Annotated in this window: 18 protein-coding genes and 1 riboswitch; of the genes, 12 read left to right on the forward strand and 6 right to left on the reverse strand. The window is 65.0% G+C overall.

Annotated features, from left to right (window positions below; translation table 11 throughout):
• Positions 1 to 30: 30 nt before the first annotated feature.
• Together ACIPY3_RS05695 and hutI are read left to right on the forward strand one after the other, a co-directional pair.
• Complete coding sequence (locus ACIPY3_RS05695) at positions 31 to 1128, forward strand: NAD(P)/FAD-dependent oxidoreductase (RefSeq protein WP_400331203.1); 1098 nt, start codon at positions 31 to 33, stop codon at positions 1126 to 1128.
• Positions 1129 to 1139: 11 nt separating this feature from the next.
• On the forward strand, positions 1140 to 2357 hold the full coding sequence (hutI, locus tag ACIPY3_RS05700; protein ID WP_400331206.1) for an imidazolonepropionase: 1218 nt from the start codon (positions 1140 to 1142) through the stop codon (positions 2355 to 2357).
• 15 nt (positions 2358 to 2372) lie between these two features.
• On the opposite strand, the gene ACIPY3_RS05705 is transcribed toward hutI, so the two are convergent.
• Positions 2373 to 6263 (reverse strand): endo-alpha-N-acetylgalactosaminidase family protein, encoded by a 3891-nt coding sequence (locus ACIPY3_RS05705; RefSeq protein ID WP_400331208.1) that lies wholly within the window; start codon positions 6261 to 6263, stop codon positions 2373 to 2375.
• A gap of 272 nt (positions 6264 to 6535) precedes the next feature.
• Here ACIPY3_RS05705 and ACIPY3_RS05710 point away from each other — a divergent pair, with 272 nt between their 5' ends.
• From ACIPY3_RS05710 to ACIPY3_RS05730, 5 genes are read left to right on the forward strand one after another with little or no spacing between them, the layout of a single operon-like run.
• The gene (locus ACIPY3_RS05710) at positions 6536 to 7453 is read left to right on the forward strand and encodes an SIS domain-containing protein (protein WP_400331210.1); all 918 of its coding nucleotides are present in this window, start codon (positions 6536 to 6538) and stop codon (positions 7451 to 7453) included.
• Between the two features lie 9 nt (positions 7454 to 7462).
• Entirely contained in the window at positions 7463 to 8422 is a 960-nt protein-coding gene (locus tag ACIPY3_RS05715; protein WP_400331212.1) for an ROK family protein, read from the forward strand.
• Positions 8419 to 9375, forward strand: coding sequence for a 1-phosphofructokinase family hexose kinase (locus ACIPY3_RS05720; protein WP_400331214.1), 957 nt, complete (start codon positions 8419 to 8421; stop codon positions 9373 to 9375). The genes ACIPY3_RS05715 and ACIPY3_RS05720 overlap by 4 nt, the downstream gene beginning before the upstream one ends.
• Complete coding sequence (locus tag ACIPY3_RS05725; protein ID WP_400331216.1) at positions 9357 to 10211, forward strand: class II fructose-bisphosphate aldolase; 855 nt, start codon at positions 9357 to 9359, stop codon at positions 10209 to 10211. The genes ACIPY3_RS05720 and ACIPY3_RS05725 overlap by 19 nt, the downstream gene beginning before the upstream one ends.
• Positions 10212 to 10235: 24 nt before the next feature.
• A complete protein-coding gene (locus tag ACIPY3_RS05730) occupies positions 10236 to 11036 on the forward strand; it encodes a DeoR/GlpR family DNA-binding transcription regulator (RefSeq protein ID WP_400331218.1) in 801 nt (266 codons plus the stop codon).
• A 3-nt stretch (positions 11037 to 11039) separates the two neighbouring features.
• Here ACIPY3_RS05730 and ACIPY3_RS05735 read toward each other — a convergent pair whose 3' ends face one another.
• Positions 11040 to 11720, reverse strand: coding sequence for a histidine phosphatase family protein (locus ACIPY3_RS05735; protein ID WP_400331220.1), 681 nt, complete (start codon positions 11718 to 11720; stop codon positions 11040 to 11042).
• 62 nt (positions 11721 to 11782) lie between these two features.
• Between ACIPY3_RS05735 and ACIPY3_RS05740 the strand changes: the two genes are divergently transcribed.
• Positions 11783 to 12550 carry a CPBP family intramembrane glutamic endopeptidase gene (locus tag ACIPY3_RS05740; protein ID WP_400331223.1) on the forward strand — a complete coding sequence of 256 codons (768 nt, stop codon included), beginning with the start codon at positions 11783 to 11785 and terminating at the stop codon, positions 12548 to 12550.
• 150 nt (positions 12551 to 12700) lie between these two features.
• On the opposite strand, the gene ACIPY3_RS05745 is transcribed toward ACIPY3_RS05740, so the two are convergent.
• Positions 12701 to 13339 carry a VOC family protein gene (locus tag ACIPY3_RS05745; protein ID WP_397323870.1) on the reverse strand — a complete coding sequence of 213 codons (639 nt, stop codon included), beginning with the start codon at positions 13337 to 13339 and terminating at the stop codon, positions 12701 to 12703.
• A 211-nt stretch (positions 13340 to 13550) separates the two neighbouring features.
• Between ACIPY3_RS05745 and ACIPY3_RS05750 the strand changes: the two genes are divergently transcribed.
• Together ACIPY3_RS05750 and ACIPY3_RS05755 are read left to right on the forward strand one after the other, a co-directional pair.
• Entirely contained in the window at positions 13551 to 14891 is a 1341-nt protein-coding gene (locus tag ACIPY3_RS05750) for a bifunctional o-acetylhomoserine/o-acetylserine sulfhydrylase (protein ID WP_400331227.1), read from the forward strand.
• A 162-nt stretch (positions 14892 to 15053) separates the two neighbouring features.
• Positions 15054 to 15168: riboswitch (SAM riboswitch) on the forward strand.
• Positions 15169 to 15182: 14 nt separating this feature from the next.
• The gene (locus tag ACIPY3_RS05755; protein WP_400331229.1) at positions 15183 to 16304 is read left to right on the forward strand and encodes a homoserine O-acetyltransferase; all 1122 of its coding nucleotides are present in this window, start codon (positions 15183 to 15185) and stop codon (positions 16302 to 16304) included.
• Between the two features lie 37 nt (positions 16305 to 16341).
• Here the strand turns inward: ACIPY3_RS05755 and ACIPY3_RS05760 are convergent, their stop codons facing one another.
• Both ACIPY3_RS05760 and ACIPY3_RS05765 read right to left on the reverse strand, forming a co-directional pair.
• Positions 16342 to 17502, reverse strand: coding sequence for a winged helix DNA-binding domain-containing protein (locus ACIPY3_RS05760; protein WP_400331232.1), 1161 nt, complete (start codon positions 17500 to 17502; stop codon positions 16342 to 16344).
• A gap of 2 nt (positions 17503 to 17504) precedes the next feature.
• The gene (locus ACIPY3_RS05765; protein ID WP_400331235.1) at positions 17505 to 18332 is read right to left on the reverse strand and encodes an SGNH/GDSL hydrolase family protein; all 828 of its coding nucleotides are present in this window, start codon (positions 18330 to 18332) and stop codon (positions 17505 to 17507) included.
• Positions 18333 to 18417: 85 nt separating this feature from the next.
• On the opposite strand from ACIPY3_RS05765, the gene ACIPY3_RS05770 reads away from it, so the two are divergent.
• Positions 18418 to 19065 carry an alpha/beta hydrolase gene (locus ACIPY3_RS05770; RefSeq protein ID WP_400331237.1) on the forward strand — a complete coding sequence of 216 codons (648 nt, stop codon included), beginning with the start codon at positions 18418 to 18420 and terminating at the stop codon, positions 19063 to 19065.
• On the opposite strand, the gene ACIPY3_RS05775 is transcribed toward ACIPY3_RS05770, so the two are convergent.
• Complete coding sequence (locus tag ACIPY3_RS05775; RefSeq protein WP_400271402.1) at positions 19062 to 19289, reverse strand: RNA-binding S4 domain-containing protein; 228 nt, start codon at positions 19287 to 19289, stop codon at positions 19062 to 19064. The genes ACIPY3_RS05770 and ACIPY3_RS05775 overlap by 4 nt on opposite strands.
• Before the next feature lie 23 nt (positions 19290 to 19312).
• Here ACIPY3_RS05775 and ACIPY3_RS05780 point away from each other — a divergent pair, with 23 nt between their 5' ends.
• The gene (locus ACIPY3_RS05780; protein WP_400331240.1) at positions 19313 to 20317 is read left to right on the forward strand and encodes a DMT family transporter; all 1005 of its coding nucleotides are present in this window, start codon (positions 19313 to 19315) and stop codon (positions 20315 to 20317) included.
• The last annotated feature ends 24 nt before the right edge of the window (positions 20318 to 20341 follow it).

Raw genomic sequence — 20341 nt, forward strand, 5'->3', positions numbered from 1 at the left:
CGGTGAGAGAGGGTCTGGAAGGATGGGGGCATGGCTTCGAAGTATGACGTAGTAATCGTTGGCGGCGGGATCGCCGGGCTGTCCCTGGCATCGGCCCTCGCAGGGAAGTGTTCCGTGGCGTTGGTGGAGGCGGAGCAATCCTTGGCCTTCCATACCTCCTCGAGGTCGGCGCGCCAACTGATCCCCAGTTACGGCCCTCCGGTGGTGCAGGAACTGACCATCCGGACGCTCGAACTCATGAAGGCCCGCGACGAAAACCTGCCGGAGCCGGTCCTGACCCCGCGCGGATTCATGCTGGTGGGGGACGAAGCAACGGTCAAGGCCGAGGCAAGCGGCAACATGCACAGCATCACCCATGCCGAAGCCCTGGACCTGTGCCCCGCCCTGAAGCCGGACTCGTTCACGGCAGCCGGACTGGACAGTGGCTCATACGGTTGCAATGCACCGCTGCTGTTGGAAGACCACCGCAAGCGTGCCGAAGCAGCTGGCACGGACATCATCACCGGAGCCAGGGTTCACTCGGCGCAGCGCATCGGAAGTGGCTGGGAGGTGGGCGCAGGGACGGAAGGCTTCCAGTCCGCCGTCGTGGTTAATGCTGCAGGCGCGTGGGCTGACGAGCTGGCTGTCATCAGCGGAGTCGAGAAACTCGGCCTGCAGCCGTTCCGCCGGACGGCGGCGATCGTGAACGTGGAAAACCCGCTGGCTCCCCAAACCCCCATGGTGTGCGCGGCCGACGATTCCTTCTACTTTCGGCCCGAAGGCAACCAGGTACTGATTTCGCCGTCGGAGCATGTGCCGAGCGGAGCCGAAGACGCCAAACCGTACGCCGGCGACGTGGATAAGCTCATAGCCAACCTCAATGCCGTTACCACCCTCGGCATCCAGTCCGTGGACCGCTCCTGGACCGGCCTGAGGACAGAAGCCGCCGACGGCGTACCCGTGGTTGGTTTCGACGCCGAGGCCCCGGGGTTCTTCTGGCTGGCCGGGCAGGGCGGGTACGGTTTCCAAACATCGTCCGCCATTGCCGAGCTCGCCGCGGCTCTCATTCTCGGAAACGTCCAGCCCGAGAGTCCGGAATCCCGGACAGCGGAGCAACTGGCAGCAGTCCGTTGGTCCATCCGGCGCTGAACAATAGGGACATGACCGGAACCACACTCATCACCAATATCGGTGAACTGATGACCCAGGACCTGGAGCACCGGGTCCTGAAGGACGCCGCAATCGTGCTGGAAGGGGAGCGGATTTCCTGGATCGGTTCCAGTGCCGAAGCCCCGGCAGCGGACCACCAGATCGACGCCGAAGGCCGCGCCGTCCTGCCGGGCTGGGTGGACTCGCACTCCCACCTGGTCTTCGCCGGCGACCGCACCGCCGAATTCGAGGCCCGCATGGCCGGCCAAAGCTACAGCGCGGGCGGAATCGGCGTAACCACCAACGCCACACGCAGCGTAGGCGATGACGAACTCAGCGCACTGGTCAGCGCCCGGGTGCAGGAAGCCGTCTCGCAGGGCACCACCTACCTGGAGAGCAAGACGGGCTACGGGCTGGACGTACAGAACGAGGCCCGGAGCGCCCGTATTGCCGCCGAACTGGTGGACGAGGTCACCTACCTTGGCGCCCACCTGGTGCCAGCGGGATCGGATGCGGAGGAATACACGGACCTGGTCTGCGGCGAAATGCTCGACGCCGTCCTGCCGTACGTCCGCTGGGCGGACGTCTTCTGCGAGCGCGGCGCCTTCAGCGAGGACCAGTCGCGCCGTGTCCTCAAAGCCGCCAGCGACGCCGGACTGGGGTTGCGCGTGCACGGCAACCAGCTGGGCGAGGGGCCGGGTGTGGCTTTGGCCGTGGAGTTCGGTGCCGCCAGCGTGGACCACGTGAACTATCTTTCGGATGCCGATGTCCGTGCGCTCGCGGGTACGTGGACGGGCTGGGACGCTGCAAGCGGCACCGGCACGCGGGGCACGGTGGCGACGTGCCTCCCGGCCTGCGACCTCTCCACACGCCAGCCGCTGGCACCGGGCCGGGATTTGATCGACGCCGGCGTGCAGATCGCGTTGGCGGCCAACTGCAACCCGGGTACCTCGTACACGAGTTCCATGGCGTTTTGCGTCACGACGGCGGTCCTCCAGATGCGCTTGAGCGTGCACGAAGCCGTCCGGGCGGCGACGTACGGCGGCGCCTTGGCGTTGGGCCGGGAGTCCGGGAACGACGTCGACGGCGAACGGGCGGTGGGCTCGCTCGCCGTCGGTCATCGCGCGGACCTGCACATGCTCAAGGCGCCGTCGGCGACGCACCTTGCCTACCGGCCGGGTATCCCGCTGACGCATTCGGTGTGGCGGGCCGGCCGGCAGGCTGTCTAGGAGCGGGGCAACAGCCTAGGAGCAGGTGAACTTCGCGTCCGCCCAGTCGGCATGGTCGTTGCCGTTGCCGTCACCGGAATCGTTGGCGACGAGGTCCACGTACTGCGCCCCGGTGATGTCCGCCGTCAAAGGCAGGGGAGCACTCGTGGCCCCGAGGACCGGGGTTGTCACCTTGGCTGTTCCATCGGCAACCACGGAGAATTTCACGCTGCCCCGGGTCGCTTGCGCGTCGTCGATCCCCACGGTTGCCGTGAAGGCGCTGCAACGGCCACCCAGGAAGTAGCGGATGGCGCTGTTGGCATGCGCCCCGAGTCCCTTGGAGTAGACGGTGCCATTGAGCGTCAGCGGTGTGCCGTCACCAGCTCCGGTACCTCCGTTGGACAGGTCCTTCTCCACCGGCCCCCAACCGTTGGTTGCACTCACCCAGGGGTGGTCGCTGGCGTAGACGGTGGCCTGCGGCGGCTTGGGGAGGGTACGAACGGACGACGTAGTGCTGATGGTCCGCGTACCAACCGGGTCCGAGGTGGTGGAGTACGTGGCTGTTGCCTTCAGGGGATAGTCGCCGTCCGCCGAGGCCGGTGCGGTGATCTTCCACGTGGTGGTGAGGCTGCCACGCGTAGGCACACTTGGCGCGGTTGCCGGAGTGGCGGGTGTCGCGGTCCATCCTTCGGGCAGTTCCAACGAAACCGACAGATCCTTGATGGGAGCGGGCTCATCCGAGACGAAGGTGGTGACGAAGTCCTGGGCCTTCCCTTGCTGGATCACGTCGCCCTGAAGCGAGGCCGTGAGCTGGGCACAGGCCGGTACTGCGGAGGATTCGCCGAGGTCTTCCACCAGGAGGTTGTCCAGGGTGAAGTCCGATCCGTTGGCGCTGCCGGTGCGCTGCAGGCCCACAAAATAGTCCCCGCAGAATCCAGTATCGAAGACCTGCTCCAGGCGTGTGGTGCTGGTCTTGGCGTCGATCGGCTGGCTGCCCGTGACTGCAGGTCCGGCCGCTGAATCGTATCCCGACACCCAGGCGTATTGCCCGGCCTTGGAGTTCTGGTAGTCGAACGAGACCTTGTACTGGTGGCCGGCCTTGAACGGAACGGTTGCCTCCGTGGTGCGGTACACCAGGCCGGGTCCTCCGCTGGGTGCAAGGTTCTCGTCGTGGGCAATCAAGGACCATTGGCCGTCCAGTACTTCGTCGATCACGTTGGTGTGCCAGCCCTTCTGGGTGAAGGGTTCGTGGCGCTCGGTGATGTGCGTCCGGGGGTCGGTGGAGCCTCCGGCGTTGCCTTTCACGAACGGTCCCCAACCTTGGTCAACGTTTTCGAAGTCTTCGCTGAGCACGCCGGTGGTGGCCACCCGGGCGGTCTTCACCGTCCGGAAGTCATCGACGCGCACTGTGGCGTCGCCGTCGTCCGCTTTCAGGGTGATGGTCGCCTTGGTGTTGTTGCGCGGCACGTCCACCAGGACCCGGAGGCGCTGGAACGAGGTGCCGTGTTTTTCGTCCCCTGCCACGAAGTTCTCGGCGTTGGAGGAGTCGATCGTGACGCGCTCGGTTTTCCCGTCGACCGTGACGGAGAGGGTGGTGGGCCGGGTTTTGCCCGGCTGGATTTCCACCCACGCACTAACGGACTGGGTTCCGGCGTCGAGCTTTACTTCCTGGCCGATCGACGACGGCGATGCGCCCAGTTGCGCGAAGCGGCGGCCCTTGTCGTCGCGTACCTGGGTGACGGAGCCGGTGGGGTTCCAGGTCGTCAGGTCGGAGCCGTTGAAGCCGGGATCGGCAAAGACGGTCCCTGAACCGAAGTCGGCTTTTTTGGGAAGTGCGTTGCTCTTGGTTGTGAGGACGTAGGGCTGTTTGGCGTCGGCTGTGACAGTGACCTGGCCGTTGGACACGGGAACGTCGGCAACCTTCACCCGGCCGTTGTCCGTGAGTTTGAACAATTCCAGGGACTTGGCCTTGGCGAAATCCTTGGTCAGCGTCCACGTGGTGGAACCGCCGGCGGGGTTGTAGTGGTAGAGCTTGTCCAGGGTGTTGTTCTCCTTGGAGGACCAGGGGAGCAGGTAGGTGCCCCCGGTCAGCACTGACGCGCCGCCTACGGTGATGTTGCGGGCTTCGGCGGTATTGCCCGTCACGGAAACATTGTCTGCGAGGTCGATCCGGTCAGCGGTCCACTTGGTGATGGGGTGGTGCTGCAGGAACTTGGCGGGCAGGTTGGCCGTCCAGATGTTCTCGCTGAAGGCATTGAAGTCGTTCTGGCCCGTCCAGCCTTCGAACTCTACGATGTGGCTCACGCCAAGTTTGGGATCGGGGTTCCACACATCCGACTGGCTGTTGTTGATGAACCGGAGGATCTGGGAGTTGATGCCCTTGTTGGTGGAGCCGCCGTATTTCTCATCGTTGGCCCAGTGGGACCAGGTGTTGTTCCTGGACAGGTGGTCCGCCCATTCGGACCCGACGCGGAAGCCGTTCTTGACGAGCTCCTGCTGGAGGCGCTCGGCGAGCCAGCCGTACTCGTAGTAGACGTCCACGTAGACGAAGTCCAGGTTCTTGTCCGTGGCCTCGCGCAGTTCCTTGATGCGCTGGGCGAGCTTGCCGGACGTAATGTCCTGCCGTTGGTTGATGTAGTACGACTGGTCCAGCCAGTTCCAGCCAAGCGCCTTGTCTGCCCGGAGAAGATCCTCGCTGAAGGACTTCGCTTCCGGGTAGATCTCGGTGGCGTTGATGTGGACCCCGAAGCTGGCGTTCCAGTCCTTGCCTTCCTTGGCCAGCGTGTTCAGGTCCGCCAGGCCTCCGGCGCGGGTGTTGAAGTTGTTCCCGTAATCGGTGTTGGCGGAATCGTGCCCTTCGCTGGTGTAACCCTTCAGCATGGCCACCTGGCCCAACCCGTCAGTGGCCAGGGAGATCCGTTTGACGTCGTCGAGGGTGCGCAGGAAGGGGTGGGTGGCCTGTGAGGCGAAGTTGAAAGGGATGTGGGTGATCACGTTGTCCGGGGTCTGATCGCCCTTGTTGGCGCTGACCTGGATGGACCGCATGGCGATGGCGGCGTCCTGCCAGTCCACGGCGCCGTCTGCGTTGGCGTCGGTGGTGATGGCCACGCGGGTCCACGGCAGTTCTTCCGTGGCGCCTGATCCTTCAGCGCGGTAAAGCCATTGGCCGCTGGAGATGCCCAGGGAGACTCCGCCCGCACCGTCGGAGACCGCCTGGCGCCAGAACCGGCCGCGGTCCTTGGCTCCGGATCCTGAGGAGCTGTCATAGAGGGCATTGGATTCCAGCGCTGCTCCGAGGGTGGCGGTATTGGCGAGCGCATAGGCCGAGCTCTTCGCCGCTGGATCCAAGGGGGTGGATGCTGTGACAGGGGTAAATTCGTCGCCCGTTACTGCTCTGTCAACTGACAGGTTGGCCGTTGAGACCTGAGCGCCGGGCTGCGTGGAATTCACCGATACGAGGTTCAGGCGGGGGAGTTGCAGAGTCCTGACCACGTGGTCAGGGGAGTCCTTGATTCCCGTGATGTTGAAGGACACCACGTTTTTCTTGACGGAAAGGCGTGCCGTGATGGTGGCGTTGCCGAACCCGGGAACCGTCAGGACGTAATCCATGGCCTCCTTGCCGGAGGCGGTGGAGGTGCCGGTGGCCTCGTATTCGGTGCCGTTGATGGTGATGGTGTGCAGCCGGGCCCGGGAGCCGTCCAGCGAGGCTTTACTGGTGGTATCGGTGTAGCTGAAGACCTGGGGGAAAGAGGTGGACACTTGCACGTTGAGCTGGCCGGACCTCAGGGTGGCGGTACCGGAGCTTGCGGCTTCGGACGAGGGAGCCGCGGTGGCGGGCGGGAGGGCGAGGAAGCCTAGCGAGGAGGAAGCGACGACACAGGCCAAACTCAGCGAGGCGATGCGTCTGGGGGATGACAAGCCGGGCATAGTGCTCCTTCTTGATTATTCCGAGCGAGTAACAATCATGTTCTTGCGGACTCGACAAGCCTGATGCATTGGACAGAAGTTGACAAGAGTTAACGGAATATTCGTGTTTTCGCACAAGTTCTCACATGATTGCTCGCTTGATCGAAGCGGCGTCGAGGATGAGCAAAAGTCGTCAGTCACCGCTGCCTGTGATCCTTGTGAGATTGAAATTGATCGTTTAGTGTTTCTATAGATCAAAAAACGTCATTGCCTGAGCGGGAGTGGAACACACGATGAGCAACAACACCCTGGGTGCCTTCATGGAAGAGGAACTCGAATCACAGCCCGCCGTATGGCAGCGCGCGGTGGAGCAGGCAAGCGCGGAAAACCGTCTCCCGGCGGATGGCCAGCGGATCGCCGTCATTGGTTGCGGCACCTCCTGGTTCATGGCCCAAAGCTACGCAGCGGCCCGCGAATCTGCAGGTAAAGGCGTCACGGATGCGTTTGCTGCCTCCGAAGCCTTCCTCAACCACAACAGCACCGGGCGAAGGTACGACGCCGTTGTAGCGATCACCCGTTCCGGCACCACCACCGAGGTGCTGGAGATCCTGGCCGCACTCAAGGGCATTGTTCCTACCGTCGCGATCATTGGAGACACGTCGTCGCCCATCGTGGACCTGGCCGATGCCGTCATCGGATTGCCCTACGCCGATGAGCGCTCCGTGGTCCAGACCCGCTTCGCTACCACCGCACTGGTGTACCTGCTGGGCAGCCTGGGCATCGACCTCGCCACCGCCATCGCGGACGCTCGCAGCGCCGTCACCGCACCGGTTGAGCCGGAACTCCTGGACGCCGAACAATTCACCTTCCTCGGAACCGGCTGGACCGTAGGCCTGGCCCACGAAGCAGGCCTGAAAATGCGTGAGGCAGTCCAAGGCTGGACCGAGTCCTACCCGGCCATGGAATACCGCCACGGCCCGATCTCCATCGCGGCTCCCGGACGTGTCACCTGGCTTTTCGGCAGCCAGCCCGACGGCCTGGACCAGGACATGGCCGTGACCGGAGCCCTCTACATCCACACGGACAAGCACCCGCTCGCCGAACTCGCCCGGGTCCACAAGGTCACCTTGGAGCGCGCCCGCGTGCGCGGATTGAATCCCGATTTGCCGCGCAACCTGACGCGCTCAGTCATCCTCGACGCGTCCGCCTAGGCCACTGCCATGGTTCTCGGAACCGCGCCCACGGCCGTTTTGGCTTTCGACGTCGGCGGCACCGACATCAAGGCCGGCATAGTCGACACCTCCGGAAGCGTCCTGGGAATGCGCCGCGTCCCCACCCCCTTGGACCGTACCCACCCCGGGGAAGCAGTCCTGGACCGGTTGGCGGCCCTCGCGGACGAACTCTCGGCCGAGTTCCCGGAGGTGCCTGCGAAAGCAGCGGGAATCATCGTCCCCGGCATCGTTGACTCCACGGAAGGTGTGGGCGTGTACTCGGCCAACCTCGGCTGGCGGGACTTCCCTTTCACTGCCGAAGCCGAAAAACGGCTGGGCCTGCCCGTCGCCTTCGATCACGACGTCCGCTCGGCAGCGGCAGTGGAACACCGTTTCGGGGCATCCCGCCAATTCAGCGAAGTAGTGGTCATGGTGGTCGGCACCGGGATCGCTGCCGCCGTGTTTTCCGGAGGCAAGGCCGTCACGGCTGGAGGATTTGCCGGGGAGTTGGGCCACGCCCAGGTGCCCGACCCGGACCAAGGACCACACCGCTCCACCATCCTCGAAGCGGTGGGCTCCGCAGGAGCCGTCACCAAGCGCTACAACGCGCAGTCCCCGGAACCCGTGGACGGCGCCAGGGAAGTGCTGGTCCGGGCCCGTGCGGGCGAACCCCGCGCGGCCCGGATCTGGCAGGATGCCGTCGACGCGCTGGCGTTCACCATCTGCCAGTGCGTCAACATTCTTGGCACCGAAGCAGTAGTGATTGGCGGTGGCCTGGCCGAAGCGGGGGATGAACTGCTGGAGCCGCTGCGCCGAAAGATCGACCAGACCCTGGATTTCCAGCGCCGTCCCCGCCTGCTCAAGGCACAGCTCGGCCAGGACGCAGGCCTCCTCGGCGCCGCCCTCAACGCACGGGCGCTCCTGGAACGGAGCGCGTTGGATCGCACCCTTGTGGGAGATATGCCGTGAACCGCATCGTCACCGTGACGCCCAACCCCGCGATCGACATGACCTACACCGTCCACGGCATCACCGAGGGCGCAAGCCACAGGGTACCCACACCGTTGAGCCGGGCAGGTGGGAAAGGACTCAACGTAGCCCGGGTGGCCCATCAGACCGGCCACCCGGTCCTCGCTATCGCCCCCACTGGTGGTGCCGCCGGCCAGACCCTGGCCGCCGAACTGTGGACCAGCGGTGTGCCGCACACCCTGGTCAATGTTGCCGCGGAAACCAGGCGAAGCATCGCGCTCGTGGATACCGTCTCCGGCGAGACCTCCATCTTCAACGAGGAAGGCCAGCCCCTCCTGCCTGACGATTGGCGCTCGTTGACTGCCGCCGTCGTGAAGGCCGTGCAAGGCGGTGACGGCCAGGGCGGGGCCAGCGTGCTTGTTGGGTCCGGCAGCCTGCCGCCGGGCGCGCCGGCGGACTTTTATCCCTCGCTGGTGCAGCTGGCGCACGACGCCGGGATCCCGGCCATCATCGACACCTCCGGTCCCGCGATCATCGCCGCAGCCCGCGCAGGCGCGGACGTGCTGAAACCGAACCATCACGAACTCGCCGAGGCCACGGGGGAGCCAAGCGTTGAAGCTGCGGCGCTCTCGCTCATCGCCTTGGGCGCGCGCACTGTGCTGGTGAGCGCCGGGGCTGACGGCATGCTGGCCTTCGACCACGCCGCCCCCGGCGGCTACTGGAGTGCCCGGTTGCCGGCGCCGTTGAGTGGGAACCCCACAGGGGCGGGCGACGCCGGTGTGGCGGCTGCCGCCGTCGCCCTCGCCGAAGGCAGGACGGAGCCACGTGACATCCTCCGGCGCGCCACCGCCTGGTCCGCTGCGGCGGTCCTCATGCCGGCCGCAGGCGAAATCTCGCCGCGCTACAAGGAACTCGAAGAACAACTGATCGTGACATGGAAGGAGACCCGGTGACCCTGGTCAACACGCGGGAGCTCATGGAGAGGGCCGCGGCCAACGGCACAGGCCAGGGCGCCTTCAACGTCATCCACGTGGAAACAGCCGAAGGCCTCGTGGCCGGAGCCGAAGCCGCCGGCGTGCCCCTGATCCTGCAGATCTCCGAGAACTGTGCCAAGTACCACGGGGGGCTCGAACCGATCGGCCTGGCCACCCTGGCGATTGCCCGGGACGCCAACGTTCCGGTCGCCGTCCACCTGGACCACGCCGAGTCCGAAGACCTCGCACTCGCCGCAGTGGACCTCGGTTTCGGCTCCGTCATGTACGACGGCGCCCACTTGCCCTACGACTGGAACGTGGAAGTCACGCGGCGGGTAGCCCGCTACGCCCACGACCGGGGCGTCTACGTGGAAGCCGAACTCGGCAAGGTCGGCGGCAAGGACGGGGCACACGCGCCGGGCGTCCGGACGGACCCGGGGGAAGCTGCTGCCTTCACGGAAGCAACCGGCGTGGACGCGCTCGCTGTTGCCGTCGGGTCGTCACATGCCATGACCGAGCGGAGTGCCGAACTGGACCTGCACCTCATCACCCGGCTGAAATCCGCGGTGGGAAAACCGCTGGTCCTTCACGGTTCCTCCGGCGTCACAGACGAGATGCTCGTAGCTGCGATCGGGGCGGGTATGACTAAGATCAACGTATCCACACATTTGAACGGGTTCTTCACCCGCGCCGTCCGTGAGTACCTCGATGCCTACCCTGCAGTGGTGGATTCCCGGAAGTACCTCAAGGCCGGCCGGGACGCCCTGGTGCTGGAATCTGCACGTATGCTGACGCTGTTCGCCAAAGCGAAATAGCTGGACCGACGCGAAAGGCTTGTCATGACCCGCACCGATCGGCTGACCGCCATCCTGGACCTCCTGGCCGAATCCGGCCATGTGGAAGTCGAGGACATCGTGACGCGGCTTGGCGTGTCTCCCGCAACGGCCAGGCGCGACCTGGACAGCCTCGCCAAGCAGCGCCTGCTCAGCCGGACCCGCGGTGGCGCCACCACTGGATCGGTGGCCTACGATCTCCCCGGCCGTTACAACCGTGACGACCATGCAGAGGCCAAACAGGACATCGCCTTGGCGGCGTCCGCACTGATCCGCCCCGGATCGGTGATCGGCCTCAGCGGCGGGACCACCAACACGGCTCTTGCCCAGTTGCTGTCCACCCGTGAGGACCTGAACGCACCCTCCAACCGGCCCACGCTCACGGTGGTCACCAACGCCATCAACATCGCCTCGCAGTTGGCCGTGCGTCCGAACATCAAGATCATGGTCACCGGTGGCATCCTGAATCCCCGTTCCTACGAACTCGTGGGCCCCTACACGGACGTCATCATGCAGAAGGTGGCGCTGGACATTGCGTTCATCGGCGTCAACGGCGTGGACCCCGACCTTGGCCCCACCATCACCGATGAGGGTGAGGCCATGGTGAACACTGTCATGGCGCGGCGGGCCACCGAGTCCTACGTGGTTGCCGATTCCTCGAAGGTAGGCCGCCGCTCGTTCGCCGCGATGGCCGGCTACGAATTCCGGCACCTCATTACCGATGCCGGGATCTCGCCGGAGCACAGGGCCGCCTTTGAATCCAAGGGCACGGAAGTGATCGTGGCTCCGGCGGGGGTCACGGCGTAGGCGTCAGAACAGCATCGGGGGAGCGTCCAGCACGGAGTCGTCCACGTTCCGTGGCACCCACTGGCTGAAGGGTTCATCAAGGACGTACAGCTCGTCGTCTGTCCTGACCAGGGTCCGCAGTTCGGCGTTCCCGGGGTTGTTCAAGGATTCGAAGTACTCCACGGTCCAGTGGAACCAGCGCATGCAGAAGAGCCGCATGGTCAACCCGTGCGTCACCAGCAGCGTGTTCGGCGCGTACGTTGGCTTCTGCCAATGCCGGTACAGGGTTTCCATGAAGGACGAGACGCGGTCGTAGACATCCGAGCCGGACTCGCCCTCCCGGAACCGGTAGAAGAAGTGGCCGTACAGGTTGCGGAGTTCCTTTTGGTCCTCAATGTCCCCGGCGATCTGGAAATTGGCCCAGTCCTGTTCCCGGAGCCGGGGTTCCTCGATGACGCGTTCCACCAGCGGACCAAGGTTCAGTGCTTCCAGGGTCTGGTAGGCGCGCAGGTAGGGGGAAACGTAAACGCAGACCTGCTCTCCGTCGAGCTTGCGGCGAAGCTGCTCGCCGGCGATCCGGGCCTCTTCCACGCCCTTTGCCGTCAGCGGAATCCTGTAGTCGGGCACGCGGTTGTAGATGGAGGTATCCGCATTGGCAGCGGACTGGCCATGCCTGATCATGAAGATTCTGCCGGGGGCGCTCATCCCACCAAGCATAGGGCTGGCCTTCCCGGCAAAGTGGCAGGAACTACGGGCAAGATAGGAACATGCTCCTAGCCTCCCGCCGTCGCCTGCGCGCAGAAGTCCTCATTGTGCTGGGCCTCTCCCTGGGCCAGTCCGCCGTCTATTCGGTGGTGCAACTCCTGGACAAGCTGACCCGCGCCCCCTTGTCGGAGGCTACGTCCACCCTCAACAGGTCCCAAAGCACGCGCGAATACTTCGACCTCACGTACCAGTTGCTGGACATCCTGTTCGCGCTGGTACCGGTAGTCCTGGTGTTCTATTTCCTGTCCCTGCACGACACCGGAGGATCAGCAGGTGGGTCGGCGTTCGCCCGCCTTGGCTTCAACTTCGCCCGGCCCGGCAAGGACTCTCTCCAGGGCCTGGGCCTCGCCGCCGCGATCGGCATACCGTCCTTGGGCCTGTACGCAGTGGGGCGGGCGCTGGGCATCACCACGGCAATCCTGCCCAGTGGATTGGACGCCTACTGGTGGACCGTCCCGGTGCTCATCCTCTCGGCCATACGCCATGCGATCGTTGAAGAAGTGATCGTGGTGGGGTACCTGCTGGACCGGTTCGGAAAGTTCGGCTGGAGCACGCCGCTGGCGATCCTCGTCAGTGCTGTCCTGCGCGGAAGCTACCACCTGTACCAAGGCTTCGGGCCCTTCATCGGAAACGTGGTGATGGGCTTGGTGTTCGCCTGGCTCTACACCAGGACCAAACGGGTCATGCCACTGGTGATAGCGCACGCCCTGTTGGACATTGTGGCATTCGTTGGCTTCAGCCTGTTCGGCAAGGCAGTAGGCCTCGGCTAGCAGGCCCCAACTGGGTCGCACTTGTGCGCGTTTTGAGCGCTCTAAACGCGCACAAGTGCGACCCAGTTGGGAGTTAAAGGTATTCGGCCGCCATCCGCAGGTGACGTCATTGGCACCCGCTGATAGCGGCCGAAGTTTCTTGCAGGGGCGTCAGATGGTGACGGCGCCCGAGGTGGTTTCGAAGGTCACGGACATGATCCCGGGCGTGCCGTGCGGAGCCATCCACTGGACAGCGACGTCCTCAAGCGGCTTTTCCACGGGCTCGCCCAGCCATTCGGTGACACGTTCCGCCGAGCCCGCAATGGTCAGGCTGGACATCTTGACGTCACTTTCATAGACCTTGGAGGGATGCAGGCCGGGATCGCCTTCCCACTTGAGCAGGTACGGCACCTGGGGATCGGCGATCAAGCCGAGGATGCCGATCTGCTGCCACACGAGTTCCCGGCCGTCGGGGAACTTGCGGTTGCCGGGAACTGCGGAACGGCCAAGGCGTTCTTCGAACGGAGCGAGGTCGTCAACGGCGACGCACCAGCCCATCCAACCGCCGCCGGCTGCCGAGCGTGCCCGGACTGCCTGGCCGAAGGGTGCCTTATCCGAAGCGGGGTGGTCCAGGACCTCCACCACTTCAAGGTATTTGTTGTCCGCAAGGGGAATGATCATGTTCCGGGTACCGAAGCGCGGGTGCACTCCGCCCCGGACTGCGTCCACTCCCAATGCCGCGGAAATTCGTTCTGTCGTGGCCAGAAGGCCATCTCGTTCACAAGCGTAAGAGACGTGATCCATGCGCATGGCTTCATCTTGGCACTTTGTGATTCGGGTCTCAGCTAAGTCAAGCCTAACCAAGGTGGGATGTTATTGGAGGGCGGCGCCGGGCGTCATGGCGGGACGCCGGAATGACGCCCGAAGACCGAAAAATACTGTCTTCGTCACAAACCTGTGCATTGTCGCGGGGCCTTCCTAGACTGGCCGCAGTTCGAAGCATTCACAATCCACCGAACCCATGCGCCACGAAGAGGAGAACGCAATGTCCCAAGGATGGTCTTTCGAAACCCGCCAAATCCACGCAGGCCAGGAACCCGATTCCGCCACCGGTGCCCGCTCGCTTCCGATTTACCAGACCACGTCCTTTGTGTTCCCGAGCGCCGAGAGTGCCGCCAACCGCTTCGCCCTGGCCGAGCTTGCCCCGATCTACACCCGTATCGGCAACCCCACCCAGGATGCCGTGGAGCAGCGGATAGCCAGCCTCGAAGGTGGCCTGGGTGCCCTGCTCCTCAGCTCCGGGCAGGCCGCGGAAACTTTAGCGATCCTCAACGTCGCCGAAGCGGGCGACCACGTGGTGGCCAGCCCCAGCCTCTACGGCGGAACCTACAACCTGCTGGCCCACACCCTGAAGAAGTTCGGGATCTCCGTGACCTTCGTCGAGGACCCGGACAACCTCGAGCAGTGGCGCAACGCCGTGCAGCCGAACACCAAGCTGTTCTTCGGCGAGGTTGTCTCCAACCCGCGCCAGGACGTCCTGGACATTGAGGGCATTGCCAAGGTTGCCCACGAAGCGGGCGTCCCCCTGATCGTGGACAACACGCTGTCCACCCCGTACCTGATCCGTCCCATCGAATGGGGCGCCGACATCGTGGTCCACTCGGCCACCAAATACCTGGGTGGCCACGGTGCGGCGATTGCCGGCGTCATTGTGGACTCCGGAAACTTCGACTTCGGCAAGGACCCGGAGCGCTTCCCAAATTTCAACACCCCGGATCCCAGCTACAACGGCCTGGTCTATGCCCGCGACCTCGGCAAGGACGGCGCGCTCGGGGCCAACCTTTCCTACATCCTCAAGGCCCGCGTCCAGTTGCTGCGCGACCTTGGCTCCGCGGTTTCTCCGTTCAACGCGTTCCTCATCGCCCAAGGCCTGGAAACCCTGAGCCTGCGCGTGGAGCGTCACGTCGCGAACGCCACCACAGTGGCCGAATGGCTGGAAGCCCATGACGACGTCGAATCCGTCGCCTTCGCGGGGCTGCCGTCCAGCCCCTGGTTTGAGCGTGGGCGCAAGTACGGCCCCCGCGGTACCGGTGCCGTTGTCGCGTTCACCATCAAGGGCGGCGTGGAAGCGGGCAAGCGATTCGTTGACGCCTTGGAGCTGCACTCGCACGTGGCCAACATCGGCGATGTCCGGTCCCTGGTGATCCACCCGGCCTCCACCACCCACAGTCAGTTGACCGTGGAGCAGCAGGCTGTAGCCGGCGTTACTCCGGGACTGGTCCGTCTCGCGGTGGGCATTGAGCACGTAGATGACATCATCGCCGACCTTGAGGCGGGATTCCGCGCGGCCAAGGGCGCCTGACGCCGGTTCTGCCGTGAAGTACGGTGGCGCCACCCGGCCGACGATTATTCGCCGGGCGGCGCTGCCGGGTGCTCGTTCATGAACGAAGATGCTCCAAACCGTCACACAGCTGTCACATTCTTCGCCAGAACGGCTGTGTTCTTCCTAGACTCTTACGTATTAGGTCATGAGTGCCAGTGACAGCCCCGGCTTGCTGGCCGGCAACCCTCCTCCGCGGTGGGGTGCCCCGGGTGAGGACCTGGCCTGCCGCATGAAAGGCGGTGGGCAAGCGCGAGGTTAGGTGTCAAAGGAATGACCATTACTGCTACAGCCCTTCCCACGTCCGAGGAAGCAGACGGAACCCTCAAGTACGCCCACGTGGGCCCGCTGGAACTCGAAGCCGGCGGCTTCCTTCCCGATGTGGTGTTGGCCTACGAAACATGGGGCCAGCTGAACGCCGATGCCTCAAACGCCGTGCTGGTGGAGCATGCCCTGACCGGTAGTACCCACGTCGCCCGCGGCGCCACCGACGAAGACGGATGGTGGGAGCAACTGGTAGGGCCAGGTGCCACGATCGATACCGACAGGTTCTTCGTTATTTCGATCAACATCGTGGGTGGTTGTAACGGCAGCACCGGGCCGTCGTCAGCGGCTCCGGACGGAAAACCGTGGGGTTCCCGGTTCCCGCTGGTCACCCTCCGGGACACCACCGAGGCTGAGTCCCGCCTGGCCGATGCCTTGGGAATCCCCGCTTGGCACTCCGTACTGGGCGGTTCCATGGGAGGTGCCCGTGCGCTCGAATGGGCTGTGACTTTCCCGGAGCGGGTCAAGCGCTGTGCGGTGGTGTCCGTGGGTGCCTACAGCACCGCAGAACAAATCGCCTTCGCCCAGTCGCAGACGCTCGCCATCCGCCAGGACCCCAACTTCAACGACGGCGACTACTACCAGGGTGCCGCGCCGGAGGCCGGCCTCGCCCTGGCCCGAAGGATCGCCCACATCACCTACCGATCCGCCTTGGAATTGGATGTCCGTTTCGGCCGCGAACCGCAGCACCAGGAAACCCCGCTCGCCGCAGCCATCCTGGGGAAGCGCGGCCGGTACCAGGTGGAAAGCTACCTCGACCACCAAGGCACCAAGCTGGTGCGGCGCTTTGACGCCAACAGTTACATCGCCATCACCGAGGCCCTGATGAGCCACGACGTCACGCGAGGACGGGGTACTTTGCAGGAGGCCCTGGGCCGCACGACTGCCGAGTTCTTTATTGCCGCCGTGGATACGGACCGGCTTTATTTTCCGGCCCAGTCCAAGGAACTCGCCGACGCGTTGCCGGGTGACGTTCCGGTGCATGTGATCGAGGCTCCCATCGGCCACGACGGCTTCCTCACGGAGATCGGGCAACTCTCGGCGCAGTTGCGGGAGTCCTTCTTCGCCTGAGCGGGGTACCGGGCAGGCTGTCCAACGGGCATTGCCGTCAGGCCAGCCTGGCTTCCATGCCCAGGAACCGGCCATAACGGTCCACTTCGGCTTCCAGGGCCCGCTGGACGGCGGGCGTGGCGGGCTGGTTCAGGCGGACATCGAGTTCACAGGTGCCACCGGCGAATCCGTGGCGCCACCAGCCGGCCAGCCTGCCATCCAGCAGGACTACGTGCATGGGGCCGCCGTTTTCCGGGAAGTAGGGTGCCACCCCGCCGAGATAGTGCCGGGACTGCGAGTAGCCCATGACGTACTCGTCGTAGCACTGGATGAGGTCCACGCGGGGGAGTGCGGCGTCCGGATCTGAGCCGACCTCCCGGGCGGCCCCGGTCCGCTCCAACCCGGCAACATCATCCGCTGCCAGATGGAAGTCCAGCCCGTCGAGCGGGAGCGAGGCCAAGGCCCCAGGGGCAACGTCGGCGGCTACCTCGAGCCCACGCTTCACGTCCTTCATGGTCAGGCCGGACCACGCCGAGCAATCCTTGACCGTGGCCGGTCCGCGGCTGGTGAAGTACCGCAGGGCCAACTGGCCCAATGCCTGGTCCCGTTCATCGGCGTCCAAAGCGTCAGGTCCAGGCTCGGGTACCCGTTCCCCGAACAGCGCGTACGTCTGCTTGAGGGCACCCCCGGCCGAGCGGATGGGACTGCCGCTGACCAGGATCCGGCTGATTTCCGCATGCATGAGGTGGTACACGAAGCCGAGTCCCTTGCCGGGGAACCCCGCGTCCTCCAGGACCGCGGAGAGTTCCTCGCGGGTCTTATGGGCGCCACCCGCAACGGCTTCGGCGAGGAGGCCGGAGCTTCGGGCGGCCGAGGCGGCATCGACCCCCGTCTGCCGGTACATGCCTTTGTTTCCCTGATGCAGCCGTTCCCCGGACAGGCCCATCAACCAGCCGAGGTCGTCGCGGTGCACAAAGTGCCAAGTGGGCCGGAGGATGTGGGTCCGCAGGATGGTGCCGTCTGCCACGAGTTGCTCCACATCCGCAGCGGAAGCTTCGGGAGTCCGCTGGGCCAGGGACCAGCGCGCGTAGGGAAACTCCTGGGCTTGGACGGCGAGGAGGTTGCGGACTGCTTCTGATGCCGTCGGAGCCAACGGAGCGCGGAGGTGCTGGCGGCTCAGTCGGAGGCGAACGACGTCGTCTGGCTCCAAGGCGACCACGCCTAGCCGCGCGGCAATCCGGTGGCGTTGGGCCCGAAGACGGGTCCCGGCGTCGGACGTTTTGGCGTGATGCCGTCGCCGGAGGACTGGTGCCGCAGGCGGCGGATCACCCAAGGGACGAAGTATTCGCGCGCCCACACGAGGTCCGAAGAGCGGGCTTCCCGCCAGGTCCGGGGCGGGAGGGGCTTGGGGACGAGGGGTTCGAGCGTGTGCTGGACGTTCAACGCCTCCAGCACCATCATCGCGATGGTGTGGTGGCCGAGGGGCGAGAAATGCAGGCGGTCCTCGTCCCACATCTGCGTGTCGGCGAGCTGCCGCAAGGACCACATGTCCGCGACGATGGCGTCGTGCCGGGCGGCGACGGTCCGCAGGTTCTCGTTGTAGATGGCCACCTTGCCGCGGATCCGGCTGAGCACGGAAGAAGCTGTGTCCGGGCCGTTGAACAGGACCACCGTTGCCCCGCCCGAGCTGAGTTCCTGGACGGCTGCGTCCAGCTTCTCGGCCAGGAGGTCAGGATCGCCCCCAGGCCGGATGAGGTCGTTGCCGCCTGCTGATATGGAAACGAGGTCCGGTTGCAGTTCCAAGCACGGGCCAACCTGCTCGTCCACGATCTGCTGCAGCAAGCGGCCGCGGATGGCCAGGTTGGCGTACGCGAAATCGTCGTGGCCGCGGCCGAGCTCTTCGGCCACCCGGTCCGCCCAGCCACGGAAGCCTCCGGGGTTCTGCGGCTCGGGGTCGCCAATGCCCTCGGTGAAGGAATCTCCCAGCGCTACGTAGCGGCTCCAAGGATGCGTTTGGATTCCATCGCCTGGCGTCACCAATGAACTCATTCTTCCTATCCTGCCTTGTGGACTCGTGCCTGCGAACCTACGCCACCGTAGGTTGTTACCCATGGGTAACTGCAAGAATAGACCCATGACTGAAGCCGTTGCATTCCCCGCGCCCGTTGTCCTGTGGTCCCATGACGAAACCGAAAGGGCGGGAAAGCCGCTCCTGGTCTTGCTCCACGGCTACGGATCCAACGAGGACGACCTCTTCAGCCTCGCCGGAGTCCTTCCCGAAGGCTTCGTAGTGGCCTCCCTGCGCGCCCCCATGCCCATGGGCCCGGGCTTCACGTGGTTCCCGCTCACGGCGTCCATCGACTACTCGCTCGATGCCGTAAAGCTGGCGGCCGAGTACGCGCTGGAGTGGCTGGACACCGTCAAAGCCAACCACTCCTCGGTGACGCTGCTGGGCTTCTCCATGGGCATGGCCATGGCAACCACCATGCTCCGGTACCGGCCCGCGGACTTTGCTGCCGTCGTCGGGCTTTCAGGCTTCGTGATCGACGCCGGTGCTGACGCCGCCTTCCGCGACGCCGAACTGGACGGTTCCGTGCCGTTCTTCTGGGGCCGCGACCAGCAGGATCCCGTCATTACCCAGGACAAGATCGAATACACCATGGGCTGGGTGCGCAAGCACGTGGACCTCACCAAGGTGCTCTACACGGGCATGTGGCACGGCATCAACCAGCAGGAGATCGGGCACGTGGGCGAGTTCCTCACCCACAAGGTCCTCAGCTAGGAGGCAGCGATCCGGACCGTCTGGCCGTTGACGGTTACGGTATCGCCGGCGTGGAGTTGGCGGCCGCGGCGTTCTTCGATGTCGTCATTGACCTTGACCAGGCCGTTCTTGATGAGCTCCGTGGCTTCCACGCCGTCCTCAACGAGGTTGGCGAGCTTCAGCAGTTGGCCGAGGCGGATCATGTCGTCGCGGATGGGGATTTCGTCGATTTCGGGGTTGCTCATACAGCAATGATGCCTGAAGTAGTGTGGTGACAGTGCCGCACCCTACCCGCCGTTCCAGCCTTCCGCTTGCCCTTGGCCTGCCCCTCGCCGTCCTGACGGGGCTGGTGCTCCCGGTCCAGGGACGCATCAATGGAGCGTTGGCTGGCACCCTGGACGACGGCATCGCCGCCGCGGTAGTGAGCTTCACCACGGGCCTGGTGGTGATCGCCGCGATTTCCTTGGCCACCCCCAAAGGCAGGGCGGGGCTGGCGAGGATTGTTCCTGCGGTCCGTTCGCGCAGCTTTCCGCCGTTCTACGTCATGGCCGGTGCCGTAGGAGCCTTCTTCGTCTTCGCCCAATCGTTCACCGTGGGCCTCCTTGGTGTGGCGCTGTTCACGGTGGCGTCCGTGACGGGTCAAACGCTCAGTGGCCTGCTGGTGGACCGGCTGGGCATTGCCCCAGGCGGCAAACGGTCCCTTACCGGGCTGCGGGTCCTGGGCAGCGTGCTCACCGTTGCGGCCGTGGCGTGGGCGGTTTCGCCGCACTTTGGCGGCCCGTCCGACGTCGGAACGCTCCTTTTGCCGGTTCTCCTGCCGCTCCTGGCGGGATTCCTGATGAGCTTCCAGCAGGCCATGAATGGAACAGCCACGGTGCACTACGGCACACCGCTGGCAACCACCTTGGTCAACTTCCTGGCCGGTTCGGTGGTGCTGTGGATCGCCTGGCTGGTCAAGGTTGCGGTTGCCGGGGCCGGAAATCCCTTGCCCGCGCAATGGTGGTTCTACCTTGGCGGCCCGCTGGGTTGCGTAGCGATCGGCCTCGCGGCGCTGCTGGTCCGCAGCCTCGGCGTCCTGGTCACGGGGCTGGGCATGATTGCCGGCCAGTTGGTGGGTTCGTTGGTGCTCGACGTCGTGATCCCCACGTCCGGGACGGTGGTCGCCTTGCCCACGGTGCTGGGTACGTTGCTGACGCTCGCGGCCATCATTGTGGCCACGCTCCCATGGCCCAAAGGATCCTTTGCCGGAAGGTCGGCCGCCAAAGGCCGGTAGGCTAGGACACGCAGCTTCCTGCAC

Origin of the sequence: Paenarthrobacter sp. NPDC089714 (assembly GCF_044748905.1) — a bacterium.
Classification (GTDB): Bacteria; Actinomycetota; Actinomycetes; order Actinomycetales; family Micrococcaceae; genus Arthrobacter.

Coding starts and splice junctions, on each gene's coding strand:
- ACIPY3_RS05725 (WP_400331216.1), top strand. CDS start 9,357: ATGGAAGGAGACCCGGTGACCCTGGTCAACACGCGGGAGCTCATGGAG.
- ACIPY3_RS05735 (WP_400331220.1), bottom strand. CDS start 11,720: ATGAGCGCCCCCGGCAGAATCTTCATGATCAGGCATGGCCAGTCCGCT.
- hutI (WP_400331206.1), top strand. CDS start 1,140: ATGACCGGAACCACACTCATCACCAATATCGGTGAACTGATGACCCAG.
- ACIPY3_RS05740 (WP_400331223.1), top strand. CDS start 11,783: ATGCTCCTAGCCTCCCGCCGTCGCCTGCGCGCAGAAGTCCTCATTGTG.
- ACIPY3_RS05765 (WP_400331235.1), bottom strand. CDS start 18,332: ATGAGTTCATTGGTGACGCCAGGCGATGGAATCCAAACGCATCCTTGG.
- ACIPY3_RS05730 (WP_400331218.1), top strand. CDS start 10,236: ATGACCCGCACCGATCGGCTGACCGCCATCCTGGACCTCCTGGCCGAA.
- ACIPY3_RS05715 (WP_400331212.1), top strand. CDS start 7,463: ATGGTTCTCGGAACCGCGCCCACGGCCGTTTTGGCTTTCGACGTCGGC.
- ACIPY3_RS05745 (WP_397323870.1), bottom strand. CDS start 13,339: ATGCGCATGGATCACGTCTCTTACGCTTGTGAACGAGATGGCCTTCTG.
- ACIPY3_RS05705 (WP_400331208.1), bottom strand. CDS start 6,263: ATGCCCGGCTTGTCATCCCCCAGACGCATCGCCTCGCTGAGTTTGGCC.
- ACIPY3_RS05755 (WP_400331229.1), top strand. CDS start 15,183: ATGACCATTACTGCTACAGCCCTTCCCACGTCCGAGGAAGCAGACGGA.
- ACIPY3_RS05770 (WP_400331237.1), top strand. CDS start 18,418: ATGACTGAAGCCGTTGCATTCCCCGCGCCCGTTGTCCTGTGGTCCCAT.
- ACIPY3_RS05710 (WP_400331210.1), top strand. CDS start 6,536: ATGAGCAACAACACCCTGGGTGCCTTCATGGAAGAGGAACTCGAATCA.
- ACIPY3_RS05695 (WP_400331203.1), top strand. CDS start 31: ATGGCTTCGAAGTATGACGTAGTAATCGTTGGCGGCGGGATCGCCGGG.
- ACIPY3_RS05750 (WP_400331227.1), top strand. CDS start 13,551: ATGCGCCACGAAGAGGAGAACGCAATGTCCCAAGGATGGTCTTTCGAA.
- ACIPY3_RS05775 (WP_400271402.1), bottom strand. CDS start 19,289: ATGAGCAACCCCGAAATCGACGAAATCCCCATCCGCGACGACATGATC.